Raw genomic sequence first — 22,112 nt, 5'->3', positions numbered from 1 at the left:
CAGGGCACACCAACCGCCCCGCACCGGCGGGGCCGGAATGCAGAAACAGCGGCCGCTCCCGTGGGGGAACGGCCGCTGTTTCCAAACGGAAAATCAGTGCACGGTGACGGTCGGGCCGGTGACCAGCCCGCGCAACTCCTCGGGAAGCTCGGCGCCCATCTCGTCGGCGATGCGCAGCGCCTCCTCGATCAGCGTCTCCACGATCTGCGCCTCGGGCACCGTCTTGACGACCTGCCCCTTGACGAAGATCTGGCCCTTGCCGTTGCCGGAGGCGACACCGAGGTCGGCCTCGCGGGCCTCGCCGGGGCCGTTGACGACGCAGCCCATGACGGCGACCCGCAGCGGCACGGGCAGCCCTTCCAGGCCGGCGGTGACCTCCTCGGCAAGCTTGTAGACGTCCACCTGGGCGCGTCCGCAGGACGGGCAGGAGACGATCTCCAGGCCCCGCTCGCGCAGCCCCAGCGACTCCAGGATCTGGTTGCCGACCTTGATCTCCTCGACCGGCGGGGCGGACAGCGAGACCCGGATGGTGTCGCCGATGCCCTCGGCCAGCAGCGCGCCGAAGGCGACAGCCGACTTGATGGTGCCCTGGAACGCCGGGCCGGCCTCGGTGACACCCAGGTGCAGCGGGTAGTCGCACTGCTCGGCCAGTTGGCGGTACGCGCGGATCATCACGACCGGGTCGTTGTGCTTGACCGAGATCTTGATGTCGCGGAAGCCGTGCTCCTCGAACAGCGAGCACTCCCACAGCGCCGACTCGACGAGCGCCTCGGCGGTGGCCTTGCCGTACTTGGCCAGCAGCCGCTTGTCCAGTGAGCCGGCGTTGACGCCGATCCGGATCGGCACCCCCGCCGCGCCAGCGGCACGGGCGATCTCCTTGACCTTGTCGTCGAACTGGCGGATGTTGCCCGGGTTGACCCGGACGGCCGCGCAGCCGGCGTCGATGGCGGCGAAGACGTACTTGGGCTGGAAGTGGATGTCGGCGATCACCGGGATCTGCGACTTCTTGGCGATCGCGGGCAACGCCTCGACGTCGTCCTGCGAGGGCACCGCCACCCGGACGATCTGGCAGCCGGACGCCGTCAGCTCGGCGATCTGCTGGAGGGTCGCGTTGACGTCGGAGGTGAGGGTGGTGGTCATCGACTGCACGGACACCGGCGCGCCGCCGCCGACGGGGACCGAACCGACCATGATCTGACGGCTGGCCCGGCGCGGAGCGAGCGGCGGGGGCGGTACGGCGGGCATACCGAGACTGATTGCTGTCACTTCAGGCACTCACCTTGAGAAGAGCGTGATCGGGTTGACGACATCCGCGGCGATGGTCAGCAGCGTGAACGCGCCACCGATGAGGATCACCACGTACGTGAAGGGCATCAGTTTCAGGTAGTCGACCCGACCGGGGTCGGCCCGGCCGATCCGAGCGTAGACCCAGGATCGGGCCCGTTCGAACCAGGCGATGGCGATGTGGCCGCCGTCCACAGGTAGCAGCGGCAGCAGATTGAACACACCGATGAAGAAGTTCAGCGACACGAAGAGCATGAAGAAGACCAGCCAGGCGTTGTTCTCCACGGCCTCGCCACCGAGCCGGCTGGCGCCGACCACGCTGATCGGGGTGTCGATGTCCCGCTCGCCGCCGGTGAGGGCGGTCCACAGGGCGGGGACCTTCTGCGGAAGGCGTTGCAGCGCCTGGGCGGTGCCGACGGCCAGGTCGCCGGTGAAGTTGGCCGTGGCCCCGAACGCGCCGACCGGCCCGTACGTCACGCGGGTGGGGGTGCTGGGGACGAGGCCGACGCCGAGCGCGGCCACCGGCGCGACGGCACCGGTCGGGTTGTCCAGCGGCGGGCGCTCGGTCTTGGCGAGCACAGTGCTGGTGTTGCCCTGCTGCCCGTCGCGCACGTACTGGATCTGCGCCGTGTCACCCGGCTTGAGGCTGCGCAGGGTGGTGAGCATGTCCCCGTAGTTGTTGATCGGGGTGCCGTTGATCGAGGTGATCCGGTCGCCGTCGCGCAGTTGCGCCTTGGCTGCCGGGCTTGCGGCGTCGGCGGGGGTGCACGCCCGCACCGCGTTCTCCGGCACCACACAGTCGCTGAGCTGGATGACGGCCGGCTCCTGGCGGGCCTGCGCGTCGGTGGTCGGGAAGTCCGGGTTGGGCAGGCCGGCGGAGACGGCGAGGATCCAGATGGTGATCAGGGCCAACGCGAAGTGCGTGATCGAACCGGCGGCCATGACGATGGTCCGCTTCCAGACCGGGTAGCGCCACATCACCCGCGACTCGTCGCCCGGCTCGACGTCGTCGTCCTGGGGCGTCATTCCGACGATCTTGCAGAAGCCTCCGAGTGGGATGCCCTTGAGGCCGTACTCGGTCTCACCCCGCTTGAACGACCAGATGGTGGGGCCGAAGCCGACGAAGTACTTGGTGACCTTCATCCCGAATGCCTTGGCGGTGAGCAGGTGCCCCGCCTCGTGCAGACTCACCGAGATGAGGATGGCCAGGGCGAAGAGAACCACCCCGAGCAGGTACGACATCAAGCTCCTTCCACCGAACCCGCGATGATCTCCTGCGCGTGCGCGCGTGCCCACGACTCGGCGGCGAGCACGTCCTCGACGGTACCTGGTTCGGCGAAGTCAGGAGCGTCCTCCAACACGCGTTCGAGGGTGTCGACGATGCCGAGGAAGGGCAGTCGGCCGGCCACGAAAGCCGCCACGCACTCCTCGTTCGCCGCGTTGTAGATCGCCGGACGGCAGCGCCCGGCCTCCCCCGCGGCCTTGGCCAGCGCGACGGCCGGGAACGCCGCGTCGTCCAGCGGCGCGAACTCCCAGGTGTGCGCGGCCGTCCAGTCGACAGCGGCGGCGGCCTCGGGCACCCGGTCCGGCCAGCCGATGCCCAGTGCGATGGGCAGCCGCATGTCCGGTGGGCTGGCCTGGGCGATCGTCGAGCCGTCGACGAACTCGACCATCGAGTGGATCACCGACTGGGGGTGCACCATCACTGTGATGTCGGCGTACGGCACGTCGAACAGCTCGTGCGCCTCGATCACCTCAAGCGCCTTGTTGACCATCGTGGCGGAGTTGATCGTGACGACCGGGCCCATGTTCCAGGTCGGGTGCGCGAGGGCCTGCTCGGGTGTGACCTGCGTCAACTCGTCGCGGCCACGACCCCGGAACGGGCCGCCGCTGGCCGTGACGATCAACCGGCGTACCTCACCGCGCGACCCGGACCGCAGGCACTGGGCCAGCGCCGAATGCTCCGAGTCGACAGGGACGATCTGCCCCGGCCGCGTCACCGCGGCCTTGACCAGCGGGCCGCCGGCCACGAGCGACTCCTTGTTGGCAAGCGCGAGAGTACGGCCACAGCGCAGCGCGGCCAGCGTAGGAGCGAGGCCCAGCGAGCCGACAACACCGTTGAGCACGACGTCGCACGGCCACTGCGCCAACTCGGTCATCGCATCCGGGCCGGCCACGATCTTGGGAAGCTTGAAGTCGCCGGTGGCCCAACCGCGCCGGCTCGCCTCGGCGTAGAACGCGAGCTGGAGGTCCTGCGCGGAGGACGCCTTCGCCACCCCTACCGCATCGACACCCAACTCCAGAGCCTGTGCGGCGAGCAGTTCGACGTTGCCGCCGCCCGCACCCACAGCGACCACCCGGAACCGGTCCGGATTGCGCCGAACGATGTCGATGGCCTGCGTGCCGATCGAACCGGTTGACCCGAGAAGGACAAGGTCGCGGGGGGAAGTCACGGGACCATTCTTCCCCACCCCCGCTGCACGCCCGCTGGGAGCCTCAACCCCTGCCCGCCCGACGTCCCCACCTCGTCATGATCGGCTCGCCTGCACGGAAAACCGCGGTATCCCCGCCCGTCGGACACCCCGACTTCCATGAACCCGTGTCGATCAAGCCGTGCCGTCGGCCGACTCGGTGGTCGTCGCGTCCGGCGGTGCCTCCTCGCCGAGCAGGTCGGCCGGGTCGATGGAGAACTCGAACGGTTCCCGCATGACGAATCGCGTCCCGGCAGCGGCGGCGGCGACCGGCCGGTACTCCCCCTCGGTCAACTCGTACAGCGCCAGGGTCGGAACCCGATTGCGCAGGTCGACACGGAGGAAGAAAGGCACACCGGCTGCGGCGTACTCGCGCGGCCGGTCGATGATGTCCTTACGCCGGTTTCCGGGAGAGACGATCTCGCCCAACAGCACGGCATGCCTGATATCCATCGTCGTTCGGCCGCCGCCTGGCACATCCAGGATGACGATGTCGGGGATGAAGAGATCCTCACCCGAGACGACGTTCGTCTCCAGATAGAGCCACAGCTTGGCGCGGCGGGCTGCCTGCTTGAGGTGATACGCCAGATCCAGTTCCGCGTCCTGATGGTCGTATCCGGCATGTGGTGTCACGATCACGCTTCCGCTCAGGACCTCAACCTTGGGGCCGTTGGTCTCCGGCAACAGGTCGAGGGCGAGCTGCGCGGTCCACGGCTCGTCGTGCCACCGCAACACGTCGAACGACGGCTCGGCGTGCTCCGGCGCTGGCGCCGACTGCGGCTCGGGCGCCGGCTCCGGCGCGAACGCTGCCTGGGCCATCCGAGCTCACCCCCCTCAGCGGACCATCCTCCTCGGCTCAGCCTAGCGACCGCAGCCCGCGAAACAGGCCATCGCACACCTTGTCCGTCCGAAGCAGTCGAGGCGGCGCGGTGGATCTCCGCGAGAACGGCCGGCGCCCGCGAGACGAGCCCGACGCCCACGGCCGGCGCTGCGGCACCGACCCCGCGACGATCAACTCGGGTTCACGGAAATCGGGGTATCCGCAGCGTGCGGACACCCCGATTTCCATGAAGGCGTGTGGATCAGGGATTGATGACGAACTGCGAGCCCGGCTGGACGACGATGTTGCCGTCGGCCGAGTTCGTGATTGTCACGTTCGTCAGGTTGGCGTTGCCGCGCGCGCCGCTCATCGCGAGGATGCCGGCGCCGTTGTTGGACCTGTCGATCCGTACGTTGATGATGGCGACGTTCGGCATGTTGCCGCCGCCGTTCTTGAACTGGATGCCGTCGTACGTCGAATCGACGATGTCGGTGTCGCGGATCGTGACCCCGACGATGTCCCTGGTGGAGGGGAAGAGGGTGATGGCGCCGAACTCCTGGTCCTCGTTCCAGAAGGCGCCGCCGGTGCGGTAGAGCCCGTTGTTGGCGATGAGCGTCGTGCCGGAGAAGGGCAGCGGGTCGTGGTCGGTCGCCAGCATGATGCCCGGGTAGTTCGCGGTGTCGTAGATCAGGTTGTTCTCGATCGAGTTGTCGTAGCCGCCGTAGATGGCGATGCCGTTGGCCCGCCAGGGCAGCTGGATGGTGTTGTTGACGAAGTGGTTGTCGTGGGCGATGTCGACGGCACGGTCCTTGACGTACGGGTTGGCCCAGACGGCGAGGGCGTCGTCGCCGGTGGTCCGGAAGGACGAGTTGAACACCCGGGAGTTGCGCGTGCCGTTGCTGAAGTTGATGCCGTCGGCGTAGGTGTTGCGGATCCGCATTCCGGTGAACTGCAACCCGTCGGCCGGCCCCCAGAGTTCGGGGATGTTGTCGTAGTCGCGGCCCACCCAGACACCCACGTTGGCGTGCTCGATCCAGACGTTGCTGATCCGGGTGCCGGTGCCGAAGCGCCCGTTCAGTCCGACGCCACCCTCGGCGTTGCCCTCACCGCCCCGGATACGGCCGGAGCCGAAGATGGCGATGTCGGAGATCTGGGTGTTCTTGTCGATGTCGAAGCCGAAGTTGCCCTCGTGCGGGTGGTTGATCCCGCCCGCGTTCTGTGGCTCGGTGAGCGTGTAGAGCTGCGAGTGCCACATGCCGGCGCCCCGGATGGTGACGTTGCTGATGCCGACCTGGTTGTGCGTACCCCGGTTCAGCGGGTCGTCGGTAAGGATCTTCTGCTCCTGCCGCCACTGCCCGGCGGGGATCCAGACGCAGTTGATGACCCCGTTCTGGTCGTCGGTCACCGCACGCTGGATGGCTGCGGTGTCGTCGAGCCCGTCGTTGGGTACGGCGCCGTACGAGGTGATCGAGGTGCACTCGGCGGGCTGGCTCGCCGCCGGCGCCACCTGCTCCAGGTCGATCATGTCGATGACGTAGAACGAGGCGGTGTCCCCCGAGTCGCGCTGCAACTTGAACCGCGTGCCGGCCGGGTACGACTGCGCCAGCAGCGCGTTGGACTCGTCGAACAACCGTCGGGCGTCGGCCTGCGGGGTGTTCGTCAACGACTCCGGCTGATCGGTGTTGCCGTAGAGCCAGCTGTGCCGCGACGACAGGGTGAGCTTGCGGGAGAAGACGTCGTTGACGTAGAGGCTGATCGTCGCCTCGATGCCGCCGCCACCGGGCGCGTCCGGGATCGAGTTGCGCACCACTATGGAGTTGGCCTGGTTGGTGGAGGTGAACTCGACGAACTGGCCGGTGCTGGTGAGGCGTACCGACTTGCGGCCCGAGGACTCGGTGGCGAAGTTGGTGTGGCCGAAGGTGCGCAGCGGGTCGGTCTCCAGCAGCGTGCCCTGGTAGCGGGCGGCCTCCGCCTCGTAGGAGACGTACGGGACGGCGGCCCCGCGCCCGACCACTATCGACTGGCTGAGGGCGTTGTTCGTCTCGTTGGTCTCGGCGACCACGTTCGTGGCGTCGGCGGTGGCGGTGATGGTGGCGCCGCCGCTGGTGGCCGTCCAACTGCCGGTGACGGCCACGGCGACGGTCGCGCCGGCCGCGATCGAGGCGGTGGTGGTGTTGAGCGTGGTGCCGCCCACCACCAGCCGGGTGACGGTTGTCGCGCCGGTCGCGGTGGTGCCGCGGTTGCGGACCCCCACGGTGAAGGTGACGGACGCCCCGACGGCCGGGTTCGGCGGATTGGAGGCGATGGTGAGCACCTGGAGGTCCGGGCCGGGGGCCTGCGCGACAACGAGCGGCGACGCCGCTGTGAAGCTGTTGTTGCCGTTGTTCTGCTCGACGATCGTGTTCGCGGGGTCGACCACCGCGGCGACGGCGTAGCTGCCCACCGACCGGGTTCCGGCGTTGAACGTCACTGTGGTCGAGGCGCCCGCGCCCAGTGCGCCCACCGTGGCGCTGCCGACGACCCCGCCGGCCAGGCTGAAGTTCACACTGGTCGCCCCGGCGGCGGCGGATCCGATGTTCCGCACTACCGCCGAGAGCGTGACCGGGCTGACCTCGCTCGGCGACGTGGGTGACCAGGTCACCGAGCTGACGACCAGGTCCGGGTTCGGCGCCGGGGTGCCGCACACCTCCAGTTCGGCCACCTGGCCGGACGGGGCGCCGGTGTTGCCGGTGAACCGCAACTGCACGTCCGCGGTGGTCGCGCTGACCGGGATGGCCACCGTGTTGGACCCCTGGACGAACTGGTAACTCGCCGCCGACACCAGATTGGTGTACGCCGACGAGGCCTGGTCCCGGCCGAGGACCTGGATGGTCTGGGTACGGGTGCCCCACGCCGGGTCCGGATTGAGCTTGACTGTGACACGGGAGATGGAGTGGTTCGCGCCCAGCGCCACTGTCAGGTTCTGCGGATAGCTGGCCGCGCCCTCCCAGTAGGTGGTGAGTTGTCCGTCGTTCGCCTTCTCGGGGGTGAAGGTGAATGTGGAGCCGCTCGCCGTCATGCTCTTGCCCTGGGCCACGTTTGTGCAGGCGGGGGGCTGGGTGCCGGTCCGGGTGACGGTGTTGCTGTTGCCGGACAGGTTGCCGGCGCCGTCGCGGGCGCGGACGTGGTAGGACACCGTCGCCGTCGACGGTTGGGTGTCCTGGTAGGTGAGGACGGTGCCCAGCGTCGCGATCAGGCTGCCGTCGCGGTAGACGTTGTAGCCGGCGAGCCCACTGCCACCGGAGTCGGTCGAGGCACCCCAGGTGAGGGTGACAGTGCTGCCTGACGTGCTCTGCGACAGCGTGCCCGGGACGCTCGGCGCTGTGGTGTCACCGCTGGTGCCGCCGCCGTACACCTCAAGCTCGGAGATCTGCCCGGCCGGCCAGCCGCTGTTGGCGGTGATGGTGATCCGTACGAAGCGGGCGGCGGCCGGGTTGACGTTGATCGTGACCGTGTTGCCGCTCTCCGGATTGAATGTGTACGTCTGCGACCCGACGAGGTCACTGAACGACGATCCGTTGGCGCTGCCCTGCACGCTCAACGTCTGCGTCCGGGTCGCCCAACCGGAGGTCGGCAGCTTCAGGACGACCTGGTTGACGGTCTGCGACGAGCCGAGGTCGACCTGCACCCACTGGGGGAAGGAGTTGTTGACGCTCTCCCAGTAACTGCCCGGGTTGCCGTCGACGACCCTCGACGAGTCGTAGACGTCGGCGTGGCCGCTCTCCTGGGTGGGGCGGCCCTGGGCGAGGTTCGTGGCCGCCGGGGCGAAGCCGGCGCTCGGCGCGGCTGTCGTGTCGGCCGGCCGGGCGGCGCCTGCCGGATTCGCGGCCACCGTCGACCCGGCCGTCGCGATCATCGTGGCCGCGACTGTCGCCGCCACCATCCTGAACAGATTCGTTCGTCTCATCACTGTCCTGTCGTTGGGGGACGGTGCCGCGCGGCTTGACACGGCGTGGGCGTGATTCGGCGCGTGGTCGACCAGACGCAGGGGCGCGCCAGCCGCAGGAGGTGGTGGCTGGCAAGAGGGGAGTAACCCCGCCCTCGCCCCGGTCGATCATGGAGTTGTGGTGCCCGTTATGGAAACGGGCGCGGCTTTTGCCACCCACCACAACTCCATGATCGGCCGGGGCGGGGTGGGGGAAGGGCGGGGAAGGGCAGGGCGGGGCCCGGGTGAGGGAACCGGAACTTGCGGCCTCATGCAAAGAATCAAGCACACTTTGTCGAGATTTTGCATGAGGTTGAGCAGATGTTACTGACGTGCTACGGGAGCGTCAATGCTTCGACTGCCGTGACTATCGACAGCCGCCCATCGCTCGCTGCCCGGACGACAGGAAGGCCCCCTGTCGACAAACGTCGACAGGGGGCCCTTCGCCAAGCGGGTGGCTGATCAGCCGGTCGGGGCGCTCAGCACGAACGTCTCCAGCTCCTCGCCGCCGTACCAGTCGGTGCGCCGGCCCACATGCGTCATGCCGAGCCGGCGGCAGACCGCCATCGAGGGCTCGTTGCCCGGCGACACGACCGCGTAGATCTCCCGCGTGCCGGTGGCGAACTCCCGCGCCAGGACCGCGCGGGCCGCCTCGGTGGCGTACCCGTGGCCCCACGAATCCGGGTGCAGGTGCCAGCCCATCTCGATGTCGTCGGTACGCACCGCCTCGTCCCGCCCCGGCAGTGGCTTGAGCAGTATCGTGCCCGCCACCACGCCGGTGTCGCGTACCTCGATCGCCCAGGTGCCGTACCGGCCGCCGTCGTGCGCGTGCCGGTCCTGCCAGAACTTCAGCCGTTCGGCGGCCTGCGCCGGGTCGGTCATCGGCAGCCCTGGAGACACCTCCAACCAGCGGGTGATCTCGGGACGGGAGTAGATGTCGTAGATGCGGGCAAGGTCGGCCGGATCGGCGGTCCAGTCGCGCAGGATCAGGCGTTCGGTGGTGGCAACCGTCATGGCCGGCGATCTTAATGAGTGACGCACTCCCCGCCAGGGAAAGAGATTGCGATGGGCAGCGCATGGCAGCGGACAAAGCGGATCACCAGTGCCGCGTTCCGTCCCGTACGTGGACGGGACCTGTCGCTGCACGCCGCCGCCATCACCTTCTACGGGGCGATCGCCGTGGTGCCTGTGGCGTTGCTTGCCATCTGGCTCACCTCGCTGGTCGCCGGGGCCGATCGGGTACGCCGGCTCACCTCGTACGCCGTGGAGGCCCTGCCCACAGCGATCGGTGCGCCCCGGGCGGTGGAGGCGCTCGTCGACGCCGGGGTGGAGTTGACCCCGCTGCTGGCGTTGGCGTCGCTGCTGCCCGCGTCGCTGTACGGCGAGGGCCTGCGGCGGGCGTTCGTGTCGGTGGCGGCACCCCGCACCGACGAGCACCTGGTCGGCTGGCGGGGCCGACTGCTGCTGCTTCCGCTGCTCGCGCCGGCCCCCGCGCTGCTGCTGTCGATCCTGCTGGCGCTGCCACTCACCACCCGCCTGGTCCGGCAGGGCGGCTGGGCCGGCGCGCTGGGCGTGGTGCTGTCGTTCCTTGCGGTCTGGCTGGTGCTGACACCGGTGCTGATGTGGGTGTTCCGGGTGGTCGGGCCGGCCTCACCGGACTGGCTCTCCACGCTCGGTGTCGGCTCGTTCACGGCGGCCAACCTGTCGGGCTTCATGCACGGCTTCGTGCTCTTCGCCTCGCTCCCCCTGGACCTGGGCGTGCCATTCGGCGGCTTCGACGAGATCGGTGCCGGCGTCGCCGTTCTCCTCTGGCTCTACCTGTTCCACGTGATCGTGCTGGCTGGCTACTCCGCCACCCTGGCTCTCTCGCACTGGCGGGCCGAGCGCGCGGGGTGATCACGCCACGGGCTGGGCGGGTGGCCGTCGCGGCCTGCGCGGAAGGGCTCACCGAACGGATGGCTGGCGACTAGGCTGGCGCGGCATGAGCAGCGAACTTCCCGCACGCGCCGACGTCGTGATCGTCGGCGCCGGGCACAACGGCCTGGCCTCCGCCATCCTGTTGGCCCGCGCCGGCCTGGACGTCCTCGTGCTGGAGGCGGCCGACGTGATCGGCGGTGCGGCCCGCACCGAGAACCCGTTCCCGAAGGTGCCGGGCCTACGCCACTCCACAGGCTCGTACCTGCTCGGCCTGATGCCACCGGAACTGCTCGCCACCCTCGACGTGCGCATCCCTGTCATGCGCCGCGACCCGCACTACTTCCTGCCCACACCGGGCGGCCTCGGCTCGCCGTACCTGCTGGCCGGCAGTGACACCTCCGCCAACCGGGCGCAGCTCGTCCAGTTCTTCTCCCGTGCCGACGTTGCCGCCGACGATGCCATGCAGGACGAGTTGGCCGCGCTGCGCGCGGACCTCGCCCCGGCATGGTTGGCCGAGCCGCTGAGCGCCGAGGAGACCGCCGAGCGGCACGTCCGCCCGGCACTGCGGCAGGTCTTCGTCGACATGGTCCGGGGCTCGGTCGCGGACTACCTGGCCCGGTTCGAGTTCCGCTCCGAACTGCTGGTCAGCATGTACGCCGTCACCGACGGCCTCTCCGGCCTCAACGCCGGCCCGGACGACCCCGGCACCGGCCACAACTTCCTCGTGCACAACATGTGCAGGCTCCCCAGCTCCGGCGGCACCTGGATGATCGTCGAAGGTGGAATGGGCACCGTCTCCGCGACGTTCGCCGGGGCCGCGCGCGCCGCCGGGGCGACGATCCTGACGGGTACGCCGGTGAGCGCCGTGACAGTGGACGGCGGCGCGGTGAGCGGCGTCGTACTGGCCGACGGCCGGCAGGTCACCGCCAAAGTGGTGCTCGGCGCGTGTGACCCGTACCGGCTGATGGACCTGGTGCCCGACGGCGCGCTGCCGGCGGCGCTCGGCGAACGGATGGCGGCGGTCCGCCGCCCCGGCACCACGTTGAAGCTCAACCTGGCGCTGACCGGACTGCCGCGGTTCGCCTGCCTACCGGCGGACGCGCCGAGCCCGTTCGGCTCGACCATCCACCTGCTGCCCGGCTCGGCGTCACTGGTCGGTGGGGACACCACCTCACCGATGGCCGCGCTGCGCGCCATGTGGGCGGACGTGCAGGCCGGACGGCTGCCGGCGGAGCCCACGATCGAGTGGTACCTGCACACGACAGTCGACCCGTCGCTCTCCGACGCCGCCGGGCACCACTCGTCGGCGCTGTTCGTGCAGTCGGTGCCCTACGAGCTGGCCGGCACGACGTGGGACGCGGAACTTCCCGGCTACACCGACCGGCTCATCGAGATCGTCGAGCGGTACGCCCCCGGCACCGGGGACCTGATCGCCGACGCGGTGCCGCTGGCCCCACCCGGCATCGAGGCGCACTTCGGCATCACCGGCGGACATATCCACCACGTCGACAACACCGTCTCGTTCACCGACCGGATGCCCTACGCCACAGGCATCGACGGCCTGTACGCCGGCAGCGCCGGCTGCCACCCGGCGGGCAGCGTGATCGGAGCAGCAGGCCACAACGCAGCCCGCCGAATCCTGAAAGACCTAAACCGCTAACCCCGCGCGCCACCTCGGTCGATCATGGAGTTGTGGTGCCCGTTATGGGAACGGGAGCGGCTTTTGTCATCCACCACAACCCCATGATCGACGGGGATCAGCGGGGATCGACGGGGATCAGCGGGGATCAGGTCAGGGCTTCGCCTGCTGGGGCTGGGGTTTCTGCGTCTACTCGGTGGGCTCTCACCTTGTGGCCGACGCTTGTCAGGCAGCGGCCGGAGGGCAGGTCGAAGCGCCAGCCGTGCAACTGGCAGGTGAGCTGGTCGCCCTCGACGATGCCGAACCGGGTCAGGTCGGCCTTCAGGTGCGGGCAGCGGCGTTGCACCACCCAGTCGCCCAATGTGATGTCCTCGGCGTCGGTGCTGCGCTCGTGCTCGTCGTACCAGCCCTCCGCGTACTGCAGCCGCTCCTCGGAGAGGCACTTGAAGAACGCGTACACGAACTCGTTGTACTGGCCGATCCGGGCCGCCGAGAACCGGCAGGACAGGAACAGCGAGTTGACCCAGTCGACCTCGTCGATGAAGAGCAGGTGCTCGATGAGCGCCCGGTCGGTACGGAAGCGGTAGCGGACCTTCTCGTCGGCGTACGGCCGGACCTCCTGGCCCGGGAAGTCCACCACGATCGACTCGACGCTCTCCCCGTCGTAGCCGACCAGGTCGAAGCGCACCGGACCACCCACACCCTTGGCCAGGTAGATCGACTCTTCGAGCAGCGGCTCGATCCGGCTCTTCATCTGGCCGAGCACATCCACCTCGGGGTGCCGCCAGGACGCCTTCTCCGCCTCGATGATCGGCCGCTTGCGCTCCCGCATCTCCTCCAGGTGGGCGACCTTGTTCGCGAAGAACTCCTCGATCGGCACCGGGTGGGTGGTGGTCGCGCCGTCGGTGGTGACCTCCGCGACGCTGCCCGGCAGCAGCACGATCCCGTTGGTGCCGCCGACCTTCGCGTACTCCGAGAGGAAGACCGACTGGTCGGGGAAGATGTTGCCCTCGTCGCCGTGGATGTCGTTGAACTGCCACAGCGCGTCGTCGAGGAAGCACGGCGGCCCGGCGATCGGGAAGACGTGGTCGGCCTTCAGGTCGTCGATGTAGCGCCAGGTCCGGTCGAACTGCCGGTCCCGCTTCTGCTTGCCGAACGCGGTCTTCGCCGCCTGCGGCAACTCGTAGACCATCGGGTACCAGATCGCACCGGAGAACTGGAGCATGTGCGCGTGCACGTGCCCCAGCTCGGCGAACACGCTCAGGTCGGTGGGCCGGGCGTCGTTCTGGTTGAGCAGCCGCACCCCGTCGTACTCGACCCAGAGCGACGAGTCGCCGATCGGGCCGTCGGTGGGGCTCGTCAACGCCTGAATCATGATCTTCAGGCCGCCGGGCAGCTCCACCACCTGCTCGTTCGGCGCCTTCAGGAACTTGGTGAAGCCCAGCGCCCGGAACTCGTCCTCCATCTCCGAGGTGGGGAACTCGGGGAGCAGGACAGTGGCGTCCTTGGAGATGAAGTCACGCAGGTGCTTCGCGTCGAAGTGATCCCGGTGCAGGTGGGAGACGTACAGGTAGTCGACCTGCCCCAGCGTCTCCCAGTCGAGCAGGGAGTTGTCCGGGAAGGGAAACCAGGAGGCGAAGTAGGCCGGATTGACCCATGGGTCGCACAGGATGCTGCCCGCGGCCGTGTCGATCCGCATGCTGGCATGCCCAGTTCCGGTCACTCGCACCGCACAGTCCCCCTCAAACAGACAATCAGGTGTACGACAAACGCTACCGGAGCGAGTCTGGCCTCCGCCCCGCGACGCCCGTAGTGCCATGAGGCCCGACTGGGCCGGGCCTGACGACCAGGAAACCCCCACCGCGTCGCCCCGGGCAGGAGGCGTGCCAGACTAACCAAAGATCCGATCGCGAGGGAAGGACCGACAGTGGCAGGAAGCGAGCCGGTAACGTCGCCAGACCAGCACAAGCCCGGGCACCGGAAGTCCGGGCGAATCGGCGCGGTGGTGACCGCGCTGGCGCTGCTGGCGATGATCTGCGGCAACCACGAGGGCAGGGTCGAAGACATCTGGCTGGTCGGCCTGGCCGCGCTGCTGCTGATCATCGTGATCGGCGACGCCGTGCTGCGGCGCAACGGCCTGCGCTCCTGACCCGACCCGCCGCCGGACGACCGGCTGACGACGCCGAGGGCCCGCCCCCACCCGGGGGACGGGCCCTCGTCCGTACGTGTCGTCGGCGTCAGCGGCCGAAGAGGATGTCCTGGACGTCCTTGAGCGCGGCGTCGACCTCGGCCTCGAAGTAGCCGCCGGGCACCAGGCCGAACCGGAGCGTGTCCAGATCCTTCGGGTTCACCGGCATCGGGTTGCGGCCCTGCATTCCGCCGAGCAGGGTCTCGAAGAACCGGTCCACCTGATCCGGGTCGTACCCGCTGCCGAACCGGCGCACCTGGAAGCTGCGGCGGATCTGGTCGACCCGGTACAGGTCGCTGCCGGGCGGGCCGGCCATCGGCGGGCCGCCCATCGGCGGACCGGCGACGGCGGGCGGGCCGGCCATCGGCGGGCCGCCGATGCCCTGCTGCGGCATCGGGGGCGGGCCGGCCGGGCCACGACGCATGTCGCGCAGGTCCCGCTCGGGCATCCGGATCTCAGCGGTCATGTCGGCGCGGCCGCGCCGACCTGCCTCGAAGCCGTCGAAGCGGGGCTCCTCCGGCGGGTAGCCGCCCGGGCCACGCGGGTCGTCCGGAGGGCCGTAGCCGCCTGGCATCCGCTGGTCGTCCGGAGGGCCGTAGCCACCGGGCGTCCGCTGGTCATCGGGAGGGCCGTAACCGCCCGGCATCCGCTGATCGTCGGGGCCGTAGCCACCAGGGCCGGCGGGCAGGCCACGAGGCGGGACGCCGTGCCCACCCATCGGGCCACCCGGGCCCATCTGACCGGGGCCACCCGGGCCGCGCGGTGCGTCGTACCCGCCTCGGGGATTGTCGTAACCGCCGGCGAACGCGCCTGTGGGCTCGTCGTAGCGGCCGTAGCGATCGGCGGGCGGCCCGGCCTGCACCGGCGGCATCGGTCGGGGAGGCAGGGGCTGCATGCCGCGGTCGTCGCGCATCGGCGGACCCATCCGGTCCGGTGGGCCCATCCGGTCGGGCATCCGGGGGTCGGCACCGCGCCCGGCGCTGCTGCGCTCCTCCAGCTCGGCCAACTGCCGCTCGACCCGGTCCAGGTGCAGGTCGACCTGCCACTCGTCGTAGCCGTTGAACCGGACCCGGAAGACGACGTCGTGGACCTCCTGGGAGGCCACCGGCGCGCCGACCTGACGGCCGTCGAGCGTCGCCTCGACCCGGTCGAGGAAGGCGTCAACCTCGTCGACCTTGTATCCCCGGCGGAGCGCCTTGCGCCGGAAACGCTGACCCTGACTCGCCACTATGTCTCCTGGTCTCGTTCGCCACGCCCGGTCACGCCGGTGCCTCTCCGGCGCGGTCGGTGAAGGTGTCGGTGTCCTCGGCGGCGGCGAGTTGGCCACACGCACCGTCGATCTCACGACCCCGGGTGTCCCGCACGGTGGTGGACACCCCGGCGTCGCGCAACCGGCGGACGAACTCCCGCTCGACCGGCTTCGAGCTCGCGTCCCAGCGGCTGCCCGGCGTCGGATTGAGCGGAATCAGGTTCACGTGCGCCAACTTGCCGGCCAGCAGCCGCCCGAGCAGGTCAGCTCGCCACGGCTGGTCGTTCACGTCCTTGATCATTGCGTACTCGATCGACACGCGGCGGCCCGTCCGGGCGGCGTAGTCCCACGCTGCGTCCAGCACCTCGGCTACCTTCCAGCGCTGGTTTACCGGCACGAGTTCGTCGCGCAGATCATCATCGGGCGCGTGCAACGACAACGCAAGGGTCACGGAGAGGTCTTCGCTGGCCAGTCGGCGGATGGCCGGAACCAGGCCGACCGTGGAAACGGTGATGTGCCGCTGGGACAGGCCCAGCCCTTCGGGAGCGGGGCTGACCAGGCGACGGATGGCCGCGATCACCCGGTTGTAGTTGGCCAGGGGCTCGCCCATGCCCATGAAGACGACATGCGAGAGCCGCGACGGTGAGCCGACGACAGCGCCGGAGGCCGCCACGCCCGCCAGGTAGACGGCCTGGTCGACGATCTCGGCAGTGGACAGGTTGCGGGTGAGCCCCGCCTGCCCGGTGGCGCAGAACGGGCAGGCCATGCCGCAACCCGCCTGGCTGGAGATGCAGACCGTCACCCGGTCCGGGTAGCCCATCAGCACGCTCTCCACCAACGCGCCGTCGTGCAGTCGCCAGAGCGCCTTGCGGGTCGCGCCGTCGTCACAGGCCAGCTCGCGGACCGGGTTGAGCAGCGTGGGGAGCAGTTGGCCGGCGAGCCGTTCCCGGGTGGCGGCCGGCAGGTCGGTCATCTCCTGCGGGTCGCGGACCAGTCGCCCGAAGTAGTGATTGGAGACCTGCCGGGCGCGGAACGCGGGTTCACCCAGCTCCGTGACCAGCGCCTGGCGGCCGGCCAGGTCCAGGTCAGCGAGGTGCTGGGGCGGCATGGAGGCCCGGCGTGCGGCGGAGGCATCCGAGAGGGCGGGGATCAGCGGCAGGCTTGTCATGGCTGGTCCAGTGTGTCACGCCTTCGGCCGTGCGCACCCGGCCGGAGGTCCCGAACCCGCCCCCGCGGACGCGTCGAGAAGGTCGGACCGCCGAGATACATGCCTCACCCCACCACCGGCACGAAGATCACCAGCAACAGGTACGCCGTCGGCAGCGCGAACAGGATCGAGTCCAGCCTGTCCATCAGGCCGCCGTGACCGGGCAGCAGGTTGCTCATGTCCTTGACGCCGAGATCCCGCTTGATCATCGACTCGGCGAGGTCACCGAGGACCGCCGCGACGGAGACAGCCACCCCGAACAGGGCGCCCCACCAGGGCGCCACATCGAGCAGCACCCACAGCAGCACGGCGCTGCCCAGCGCTGCCGCGGCGACCGAGCCGGCGAACCCCTCCCAGGACTTCTTCGGGCTGATCGACGGCGCCATCGGACGGCGGCCGAACGAGACGCCGGCCGCGTACCCACCGGTGTCGGACAGGACCACCGCGACCAACGTGACAAGGATGCGCAGCGGCCCGTCGTCGGGGGCCGCCGCGAGCAGCGCCGCGAACCCGCCGAGGAACGGCACGTAGACCGCGATCAGGGTGGACGCTGTGAGATCCCGCTGGAAGCCCGCCGGACCGTCACCCAACCGCCAGATCATCGTGCCCAGCACGGTCACCAGCAGACCCAGGCTCAGCGCGTCCGGGCCGGCGAACCACGCCAGGCCGATGGTCAGCACGCCACCGGCGATCAGCGGCACCAGCGGCGGATGTGCCCCACTGCGCCGGACCGCCCGGGCCATCTCCCAGATGCCGACAGCGACAGCGGCGGCGACCACAACGAGGAAGGCCAGGGGGTAGAAGACCAGCGGCACCACGATCAGCGCGCCGAGGCTGAGCCCGACACCGATGGCCGCCGGCAGGTTCCGGCCGGCCCGCCCCGTACCCACCTGATGGGTGGCCGGTCGGTCGACGCTGGCCCGCCGCCGGCCCTTCTGCCGCCGACCGGCGGTCGGCGTCGGCTCGGTCACCGGGTCCGGCCCGAGGTCGGCCCCGATCGGCGCGAGCTGGACTGTGGAAAGCCGGCGTCATCGTCGTGGCGAACCGGCCCGTCGCCGTTCTCGTGACGGACCGGCCCGTCGCCGTTCTCGTAACGGGCCGGCCGGTCGCCGTTCTCGTGACGGAGCGGGCCGTCGGCCGCCAACGGAAGGCCGTCGTACCGGTCGGTCTCGTTCTGCTCGTCCTCGCGCCGGTCCCAGTCGTCGGGGCGGGCGGGCCGATCACGCTCGGCGTACGGATCTGCCGGGTGCGGCTGGACGTCCGGACGGGTACGCGGCTCGGCGTACACCTCGGGGCCTGCTGCCGGACGGCTGTTCCACTGGCCTGCCTCAAGTTCAGGCTCGGGCCAGGGCAGGGCAACCCGGCGCTCCGGCCGGTCCCAGCCGGGAGGCTCACCTGTGTAGGGGTCGGGGCGGGACATCACGCACCGCGATGCGGCACGAGAACCACCACATGACGCAAGACCACAAGCATCCCCTACAAGCGCGATGTTCCTCCGACTTGACCGCCCCGACGGTCGGTCGATTCCCGGTGTTCACCGCCTGGTGGCCGGGAATCCTGACGAGCCTACTGCACACGTGGCCGGGGCGAGGCGGACGAGGGCCCCAGCCCGTTGCCCGCTCCCGACGAGCGCCGTGACGCCGACGTCGGCTCGGGTGCCTCGCTGTCGGTGACCGCGTCGACGTCGGCCCTCGATCCACCGATGCCTATCCGGCCGGCAGGTGAGGATGGCCCCCACCAGCCGCCGGTACGGCACGAGGCCCGGCCCCGGATCGGGTCGGGCCTCACGTCGGCTGCGCACCCGGCGGCGGCCGGGGGGTGGTCCTCAGACCTCCAGCAGCTCGGTCTCCTTGTGCTTGACCAGGTCGTCGACGCTGGCCACGTAGCGCTGGGTCAGGTCGTCCAGCTCCTTCTCGGCGCGGCGACCGTCGTCCTCGCCTGCCTCGCCGTCCTTGACGATCCGGTCCAGCTCCTCCTTGCCACGGCGGCGGACGTTGCGGATGGCCACCTTGGCCTCCTCGCCCTTGTGCCGGGCCACCTTGATCATGTCGCGGCGGCGCTCCTCGGTCATCTGCGGGAGCAGGATGCGCAGCTGGTTGCCCTCGTTGTTCGGGTTGACCCCGAGGTCCGAGTCGCGGATCGCCTTCTCCATCGCGTTGATCTGCGAGTTGTCGTACGGCTTGATGATCGCCATACGCGGCTCGGGGATCGCGACGGACGCCATCTGGGTCAGCGGCGTCGGCGTGCCGTAGTAGTCAATGATGATCTTGGAGAACATGGCGGGGTTGGCGCGGCCGGTACGGATCGCGCCGAACTCCTCCTTGGCGTGCTCAACCGCACGCTCCATCTTCTCCTCGGCCTCGAGGAGGGTGTCGTCGATCACCGGTCTCCTCGCCTCCTTCTGTGCTCGTCGTGGGCTCTGCGGAAAGTCGTCAGGCCACCGTTGCCGGTGCCCGGGCTGGGCGGGGTCAGGCGGTGATCAGGGTGCCGATCTTCTCGCCACCCACCGCGCGGATGATTGTGTCGTCACCCTGCGCACCGAAGACCAGCATCGGCAGGCCGTTCTCCATGCAGAGGCTGAACGCCGCCGCGTCGGCCACCCGCAGGTTGCGTTGCAGCACCTCGGAGAAGGTGATCGAGTCGAACTTACTGGCGGTGGGGTCGACCCGCGGGTCGGCGGAGTAGACGCCGTCCACGCCGTTCTTGCTCATCAGCACCACGTCGGCCCGGATCTCCAGCGCCCGCTGGGCGGCCACCGTGTCGGTCGAGAAGTACGGCATGCCCGCGCCCGCGCCGAAGATGACCACACGGCCCTTCTCCAGGTGCCGGATCGCCCGCAGCGGGATGTACGGCTCGGCGACCTGGGCCATCGTGATCGCGGTCTGCACCCGGGTCTCGATGCCCTCCTTCTCCAGGAAGTCCTGAAGGGCGAGGCAGTTCATCACGGTGCCGAGCATGCCCATGTAGTCGGCGCGCGCCCTGTCCATCCCACGCTTCTGCAACTCCGCGCCACGGAAGAAGTTGCCGCCGCCGACCACCACGGAGACCTGCACGCCGCGGCGGACAACTGTGGCGATCTGCCGGGCGATCGCCTGGACGACGTCCGGGTCGACGCCGATCGCGCCGCCGCCGAACACCTCACCGGACAGCTTCAGCACCACCCGGCGTGCCCGACCGGGCGGCGGCGCCGTCGGATCGTCCACCGCCAGCGTCCGGTCACTCACAACCTGCGTCATCCGCCCCGCCTTCCCCCACGCGCACGCCCCGTGCGTCGCGTTACCGCGAACCTGCCGCTGCCGACCCTATGTGACGAGGAGGCCGCGGTGGCTGTCACATGCACCGGCGGCCTCCTCGTCGACGTCTCCTGCCCACGGGCACCCACGGCGCCCGATGGCGGCTCAGGCCTGGCCGACCTCGAACCGCACGAACTTGGTGACCTCGATGCCGGCCTCGGCCAGCATCTGCTTCACCGACTTCTTGTTGTCGGCAACCGACGCCTGCTCGATCAGGACGTAGTCCTTGAAGAACGAGTTCACCCGGCCCTCGACGATCTTCGGCAGGGCCGCCTCGGGCTTGTTCTCCTCGCGGGCGGTCTGCTCGGCGATGCGCCGCTCGGCCTCGACGAGGTCGGCCGGAACCTCGTCGCGGGTGAGGTACTTCGGCCGCATCGCGGCGATCTGCATCGCGACGCCACGGGCGTCGGCGTCGCCAGCCTCGTCGGTCTTGCCGGTGTACGCCACCAGCACGCCGACGGCCGGCGGCAGGTCCTGGGCCTTGCGGTGCAGGTAGACAGCCGTGGTGCCCTCGACCCGGGCGAACCGGTTGAGAACCAGCTTCTCGCCGATCTTGGCGGACTGCTCCTGGATCAGGTCCGCGACGACCTTGCCGTCGAGCTCGGTGGCGAGCAGCTCCTCGGCGGTGTTCACGCCGGCGCGCTCGCCGTGCTCGACGAGCTGCTGGGCCAGCGCGATGAACGACTCGGTCTTGGCGACGAAGTCGGTCTCGCAGTTGAGCTCCAGAAGCGCCTTGCCGGAGTGGGCGACCAGGCCGTTGGCGGCCGTACGGCCGGCCCGCTTGCCGACGTCCTTGGCGCCCTTGACGCGCAGGATCTCGATGGCCTTGTCGAAGTCGCCCTCGGCCTCGGTCAGCGCCTTCTTGCTGTCCATCATGCCGGCGCCGGTGAGGTCGCGGAGCTTCTTGACGTCCGCGGCGGTGATTTGGGACATGGCTCTCTCTTCGATGTTGAGACGGCGTGTGGATGGTCAGAGGTGCCGGTTACCCGGATCCGGGCGGTTCGTGCCCGGCGTACCGTCGCTGCCCCGCGCCTGGAAAAACGGACGGCGGGGCAGCGACGGTGCGATCACTCCGCGGTCGCGGCCGCCGGCTGCTCGGTGGCGGCCTGCGCCGGCTGCTCAGCCGGGGCGGCGGGCTGCTCGGCGGCGGCAACGGCCGGCTGCTCGGCCGGGGCGGCCGACTCGTCGGCCTTCTTCGGCTCGAGAAGCTCGCGCTCCCACTCGGTCAGCGGCTCGTCGCTCGCGACACCCTCGGGCTTCTCGTCGGTGCCCCGACGACGGCCGGAACGCGCGATCAGACCGTCCGCGACGGCGGCGGCGACGACCTTGGTCAGCAGCTCGGCCGAGCGGATCGCGTCGTCGTTACCCGGGATCGGGAAGTCGACCTCGTCCGGGTCGCAGTTGGTGTCCAGCACCGCGATCACCGGGATGCCCAGCTTGCGGGCCTCGTCGACGGCGATGTGCTCCTTCTTGGTGTCGACGATCCAGACCGCGGCCGGCAGCTTCTGCATGTCCCGCAGACCACCGAGGGTGCGGGTCAGCTTGATCTTCTCGCGGGAGAGCTGCAGGGTCTCCTTCTTGGTGTAACCGGCGGCGGTGCCGCTGAGGTCACCCAGGCCCTCCAGCTCCTTCATCCGCTGAAGCCGCTTGTACACGGTCTGGAAGTTGGTCAGCATGCCACCGAGCCAGCGGTGGTTGACGTACGGCTGACCGACCCGCGTCGCCTGCTCGGCGATGGCCTCCTGGGCCTGCTTCTTGGTGCCGACGAAGAGGATGCTGCCACCCTCGGCGACGGTCCCACGCACGAACTCGTACGCCTTCTCGATGTACTCGAGGGTCTGGCGCAGGTCGATGATGTAGATGCCGTTGCGCTCGGTCATGATGAAGCGCTTCATCTTCGGGTTCCAGCGCCGGGTCTGGTGCCCGAAGTGGACACCGCTCTCCAGCAGCTGACGCATGGTCACGACGGCCATGGTTGGGGTACTCCTCAAGGTCCCTGGTTGTCACGCCCGGCCGGTGGCCGGGCGTCCTGGCGCCTGGTCGCCGACCCATGGTGGACCCGACCAAGATCGGGACCAGG

Annotated in this window: 16 protein-coding genes and 1 pseudogene; 3 read left to right on the top strand and 14 right to left on the bottom strand. The window is 69.7% G+C overall.

Features of this window, described 5'->3' with window-relative positions; genetic code table 11:
- Positions 1 to 93: 93 nt before the first annotated feature.
- The 6 genes from ispG to ADK66_RS03815 all read right to left on the bottom strand — a co-directional run bounded on the left by ispG (position 94) and on the right by ADK66_RS03815 (position 9,553).
- Positions 94 to 1,266, bottom strand: a complete 1,173-nt coding sequence (ispG, locus tag ADK66_RS03840) for a flavodoxin-dependent (E)-4-hydroxy-3-methylbut-2-enyl-diphosphate synthase (RefSeq protein ID WP_053652478.1) — start codon at positions 1,264 to 1,266, stop codon at positions 94 to 96.
- A gap of 9 nt (positions 1,267 to 1,275) precedes the next feature.
- Positions 1,276 to 2,526 (bottom strand): RIP metalloprotease, encoded by a 1,251-nt coding sequence (locus tag ADK66_RS03835; protein ID WP_053652477.1) that lies wholly within the window; start codon positions 2,524 to 2,526, stop codon positions 1,276 to 1,278.
- Positions 2,526 to 3,737, bottom strand: a complete 1,212-nt coding sequence (gene dxr, locus ADK66_RS03830; protein ID WP_053652476.1) for a 1-deoxy-D-xylulose-5-phosphate reductoisomerase — start codon at positions 3,735 to 3,737, stop codon at positions 2,526 to 2,528. Before dxr ends, ADK66_RS03835 begins: the two co-directional genes overlap by 1 nt.
- A 153-nt stretch (positions 3,738 to 3,890) precedes the next feature.
- Positions 3,891 to 4,574: a Uma2 family endonuclease gene (locus ADK66_RS03825; protein WP_053652475.1), complete on the bottom strand. Its 684-nt coding sequence runs from the start codon at positions 4,572 to 4,574 to the stop codon at positions 3,891 to 3,893.
- Between the two features lie 263 nt (positions 4,575 to 4,837).
- Positions 4,838 to 8,521 (bottom strand): CARDB domain-containing protein, encoded by a 3,684-nt coding sequence (locus tag ADK66_RS03820; RefSeq protein ID WP_053652474.1) that lies wholly within the window; start codon positions 8,519 to 8,521, stop codon positions 4,838 to 4,840.
- Positions 8,522 to 9,001: 480 nt separating this feature from the next.
- On the bottom strand, positions 9,002 to 9,553 hold the full coding sequence (locus ADK66_RS03815; protein ID WP_053652473.1) for a GNAT family N-acetyltransferase: 552 nt from the start codon (positions 9,551 to 9,553) through the stop codon (positions 9,002 to 9,004).
- A gap of 51 nt (positions 9,554 to 9,604) precedes the next feature.
- On the opposite strand from ADK66_RS03815, the gene ADK66_RS03810 reads away from it, so the two are divergent.
- Both ADK66_RS03810 and ADK66_RS03805 read left to right on the top strand, forming a co-directional pair.
- Positions 9,605 to 10,435, top strand: coding sequence for a YhjD/YihY/BrkB family envelope integrity protein (locus ADK66_RS03810; RefSeq protein ID WP_053652472.1), 831 nt, complete (start codon positions 9,605 to 9,607; stop codon positions 10,433 to 10,435).
- An 85-nt stretch (positions 10,436 to 10,520) separates the two neighbouring features.
- On the top strand, positions 10,521 to 12,116 hold the full coding sequence (locus ADK66_RS03805; RefSeq protein WP_053652471.1) for an NAD(P)/FAD-dependent oxidoreductase: 1,596 nt from the start codon (positions 10,521 to 10,523) through the stop codon (positions 12,114 to 12,116).
- 127 nt (positions 12,117 to 12,243) lie between these two features.
- Here ADK66_RS03805 and ADK66_RS03800 read toward each other — a convergent pair whose 3' ends face one another.
- The gene (locus ADK66_RS03800) at positions 12,244 to 13,824 is read right to left on the bottom strand and encodes a Rieske 2Fe-2S domain-containing protein (protein ID WP_053652470.1); all 1,581 of its coding nucleotides are present in this window, start codon (positions 13,822 to 13,824) and stop codon (positions 12,244 to 12,246) included.
- A 198-nt stretch (positions 13,825 to 14,022) separates the two neighbouring features.
- On the opposite strand from ADK66_RS03800, the gene ADK66_RS30480 reads away from it, so the two are divergent.
- Positions 14,023 to 14,244 (top strand): DUF2631 domain-containing protein, encoded by a 222-nt coding sequence (locus ADK66_RS30480; protein ID WP_082377176.1) that lies wholly within the window; start codon positions 14,023 to 14,025, stop codon positions 14,242 to 14,244.
- 88 nt (positions 14,245 to 14,332) lie between these two features.
- On the opposite strand, the gene ADK66_RS03795 is transcribed toward ADK66_RS30480, so the two are convergent.
- From ADK66_RS03795 to rpsB, 7 genes and pseudogenes are all read right to left on the bottom strand, one after another.
- Positions 14,333 to 15,511, bottom strand: coding sequence for a DivIVA domain-containing protein (locus ADK66_RS03795; RefSeq protein WP_053652469.1), 1,179 nt, complete (start codon positions 15,509 to 15,511; stop codon positions 14,333 to 14,335).
- A 31-nt stretch (positions 15,512 to 15,542) separates the two neighbouring features.
- On the bottom strand, positions 15,543 to 16,700 hold the full coding sequence (rlmN, locus tag ADK66_RS03790) for a 23S rRNA (adenine(2503)-C(2))-methyltransferase RlmN (RefSeq protein WP_053652468.1): 1,158 nt from the start codon (positions 16,698 to 16,700) through the stop codon (positions 15,543 to 15,545).
- A gap of 104 nt (positions 16,701 to 16,804) precedes the next feature.
- A pseudogene (locus ADK66_RS03785) lies at positions 16,805 to 18,159 on the bottom strand (phosphatidate cytidylyltransferase).
- 405 nt (positions 18,160 to 18,564) lie between these two features.
- Positions 18,565 to 19,122: a ribosome recycling factor gene (gene frr, locus ADK66_RS03780; protein ID WP_053652467.1), complete on the bottom strand. Its 558-nt coding sequence runs from the start codon at positions 19,120 to 19,122 to the stop codon at positions 18,565 to 18,567.
- A gap of 85 nt (positions 19,123 to 19,207) precedes the next feature.
- Positions 19,208 to 19,975: a UMP kinase gene (gene pyrH / locus ADK66_RS03775; RefSeq protein ID WP_053652466.1), complete on the bottom strand. Its 768-nt coding sequence runs from the start codon at positions 19,973 to 19,975 to the stop codon at positions 19,208 to 19,210.
- A 162-nt stretch (positions 19,976 to 20,137) separates the two neighbouring features.
- A complete protein-coding gene (gene tsf, locus ADK66_RS03770) occupies positions 20,138 to 20,965 on the bottom strand; it encodes a translation elongation factor Ts (RefSeq protein WP_053652465.1) in 828 nt (275 codons plus the stop codon).
- A gap of 134 nt (positions 20,966 to 21,099) precedes the next feature.
- Positions 21,100 to 22,005: a 30S ribosomal protein S2 gene (gene rpsB / locus ADK66_RS03765; RefSeq protein ID WP_053652464.1), complete on the bottom strand. Its 906-nt coding sequence runs from the start codon at positions 22,003 to 22,005 to the stop codon at positions 21,100 to 21,102.
- Between the last annotated feature and the right edge of the window lie 107 nt (positions 22,006 to 22,112).

The sequence above is a fragment of the Micromonospora sp. NRRL B-16802 genome (assembly GCF_001279555.1).
In the GTDB taxonomy this organism is placed as follows: Bacteria; Actinomycetota; Actinomycetes; order Mycobacteriales; family Micromonosporaceae; genus Micromonospora; species Micromonospora profundi.
The sequence above is the reverse complement of the archived record's forward strand: the minus strand, read 5'-3'. Positions and strand labels throughout refer to the sequence as shown.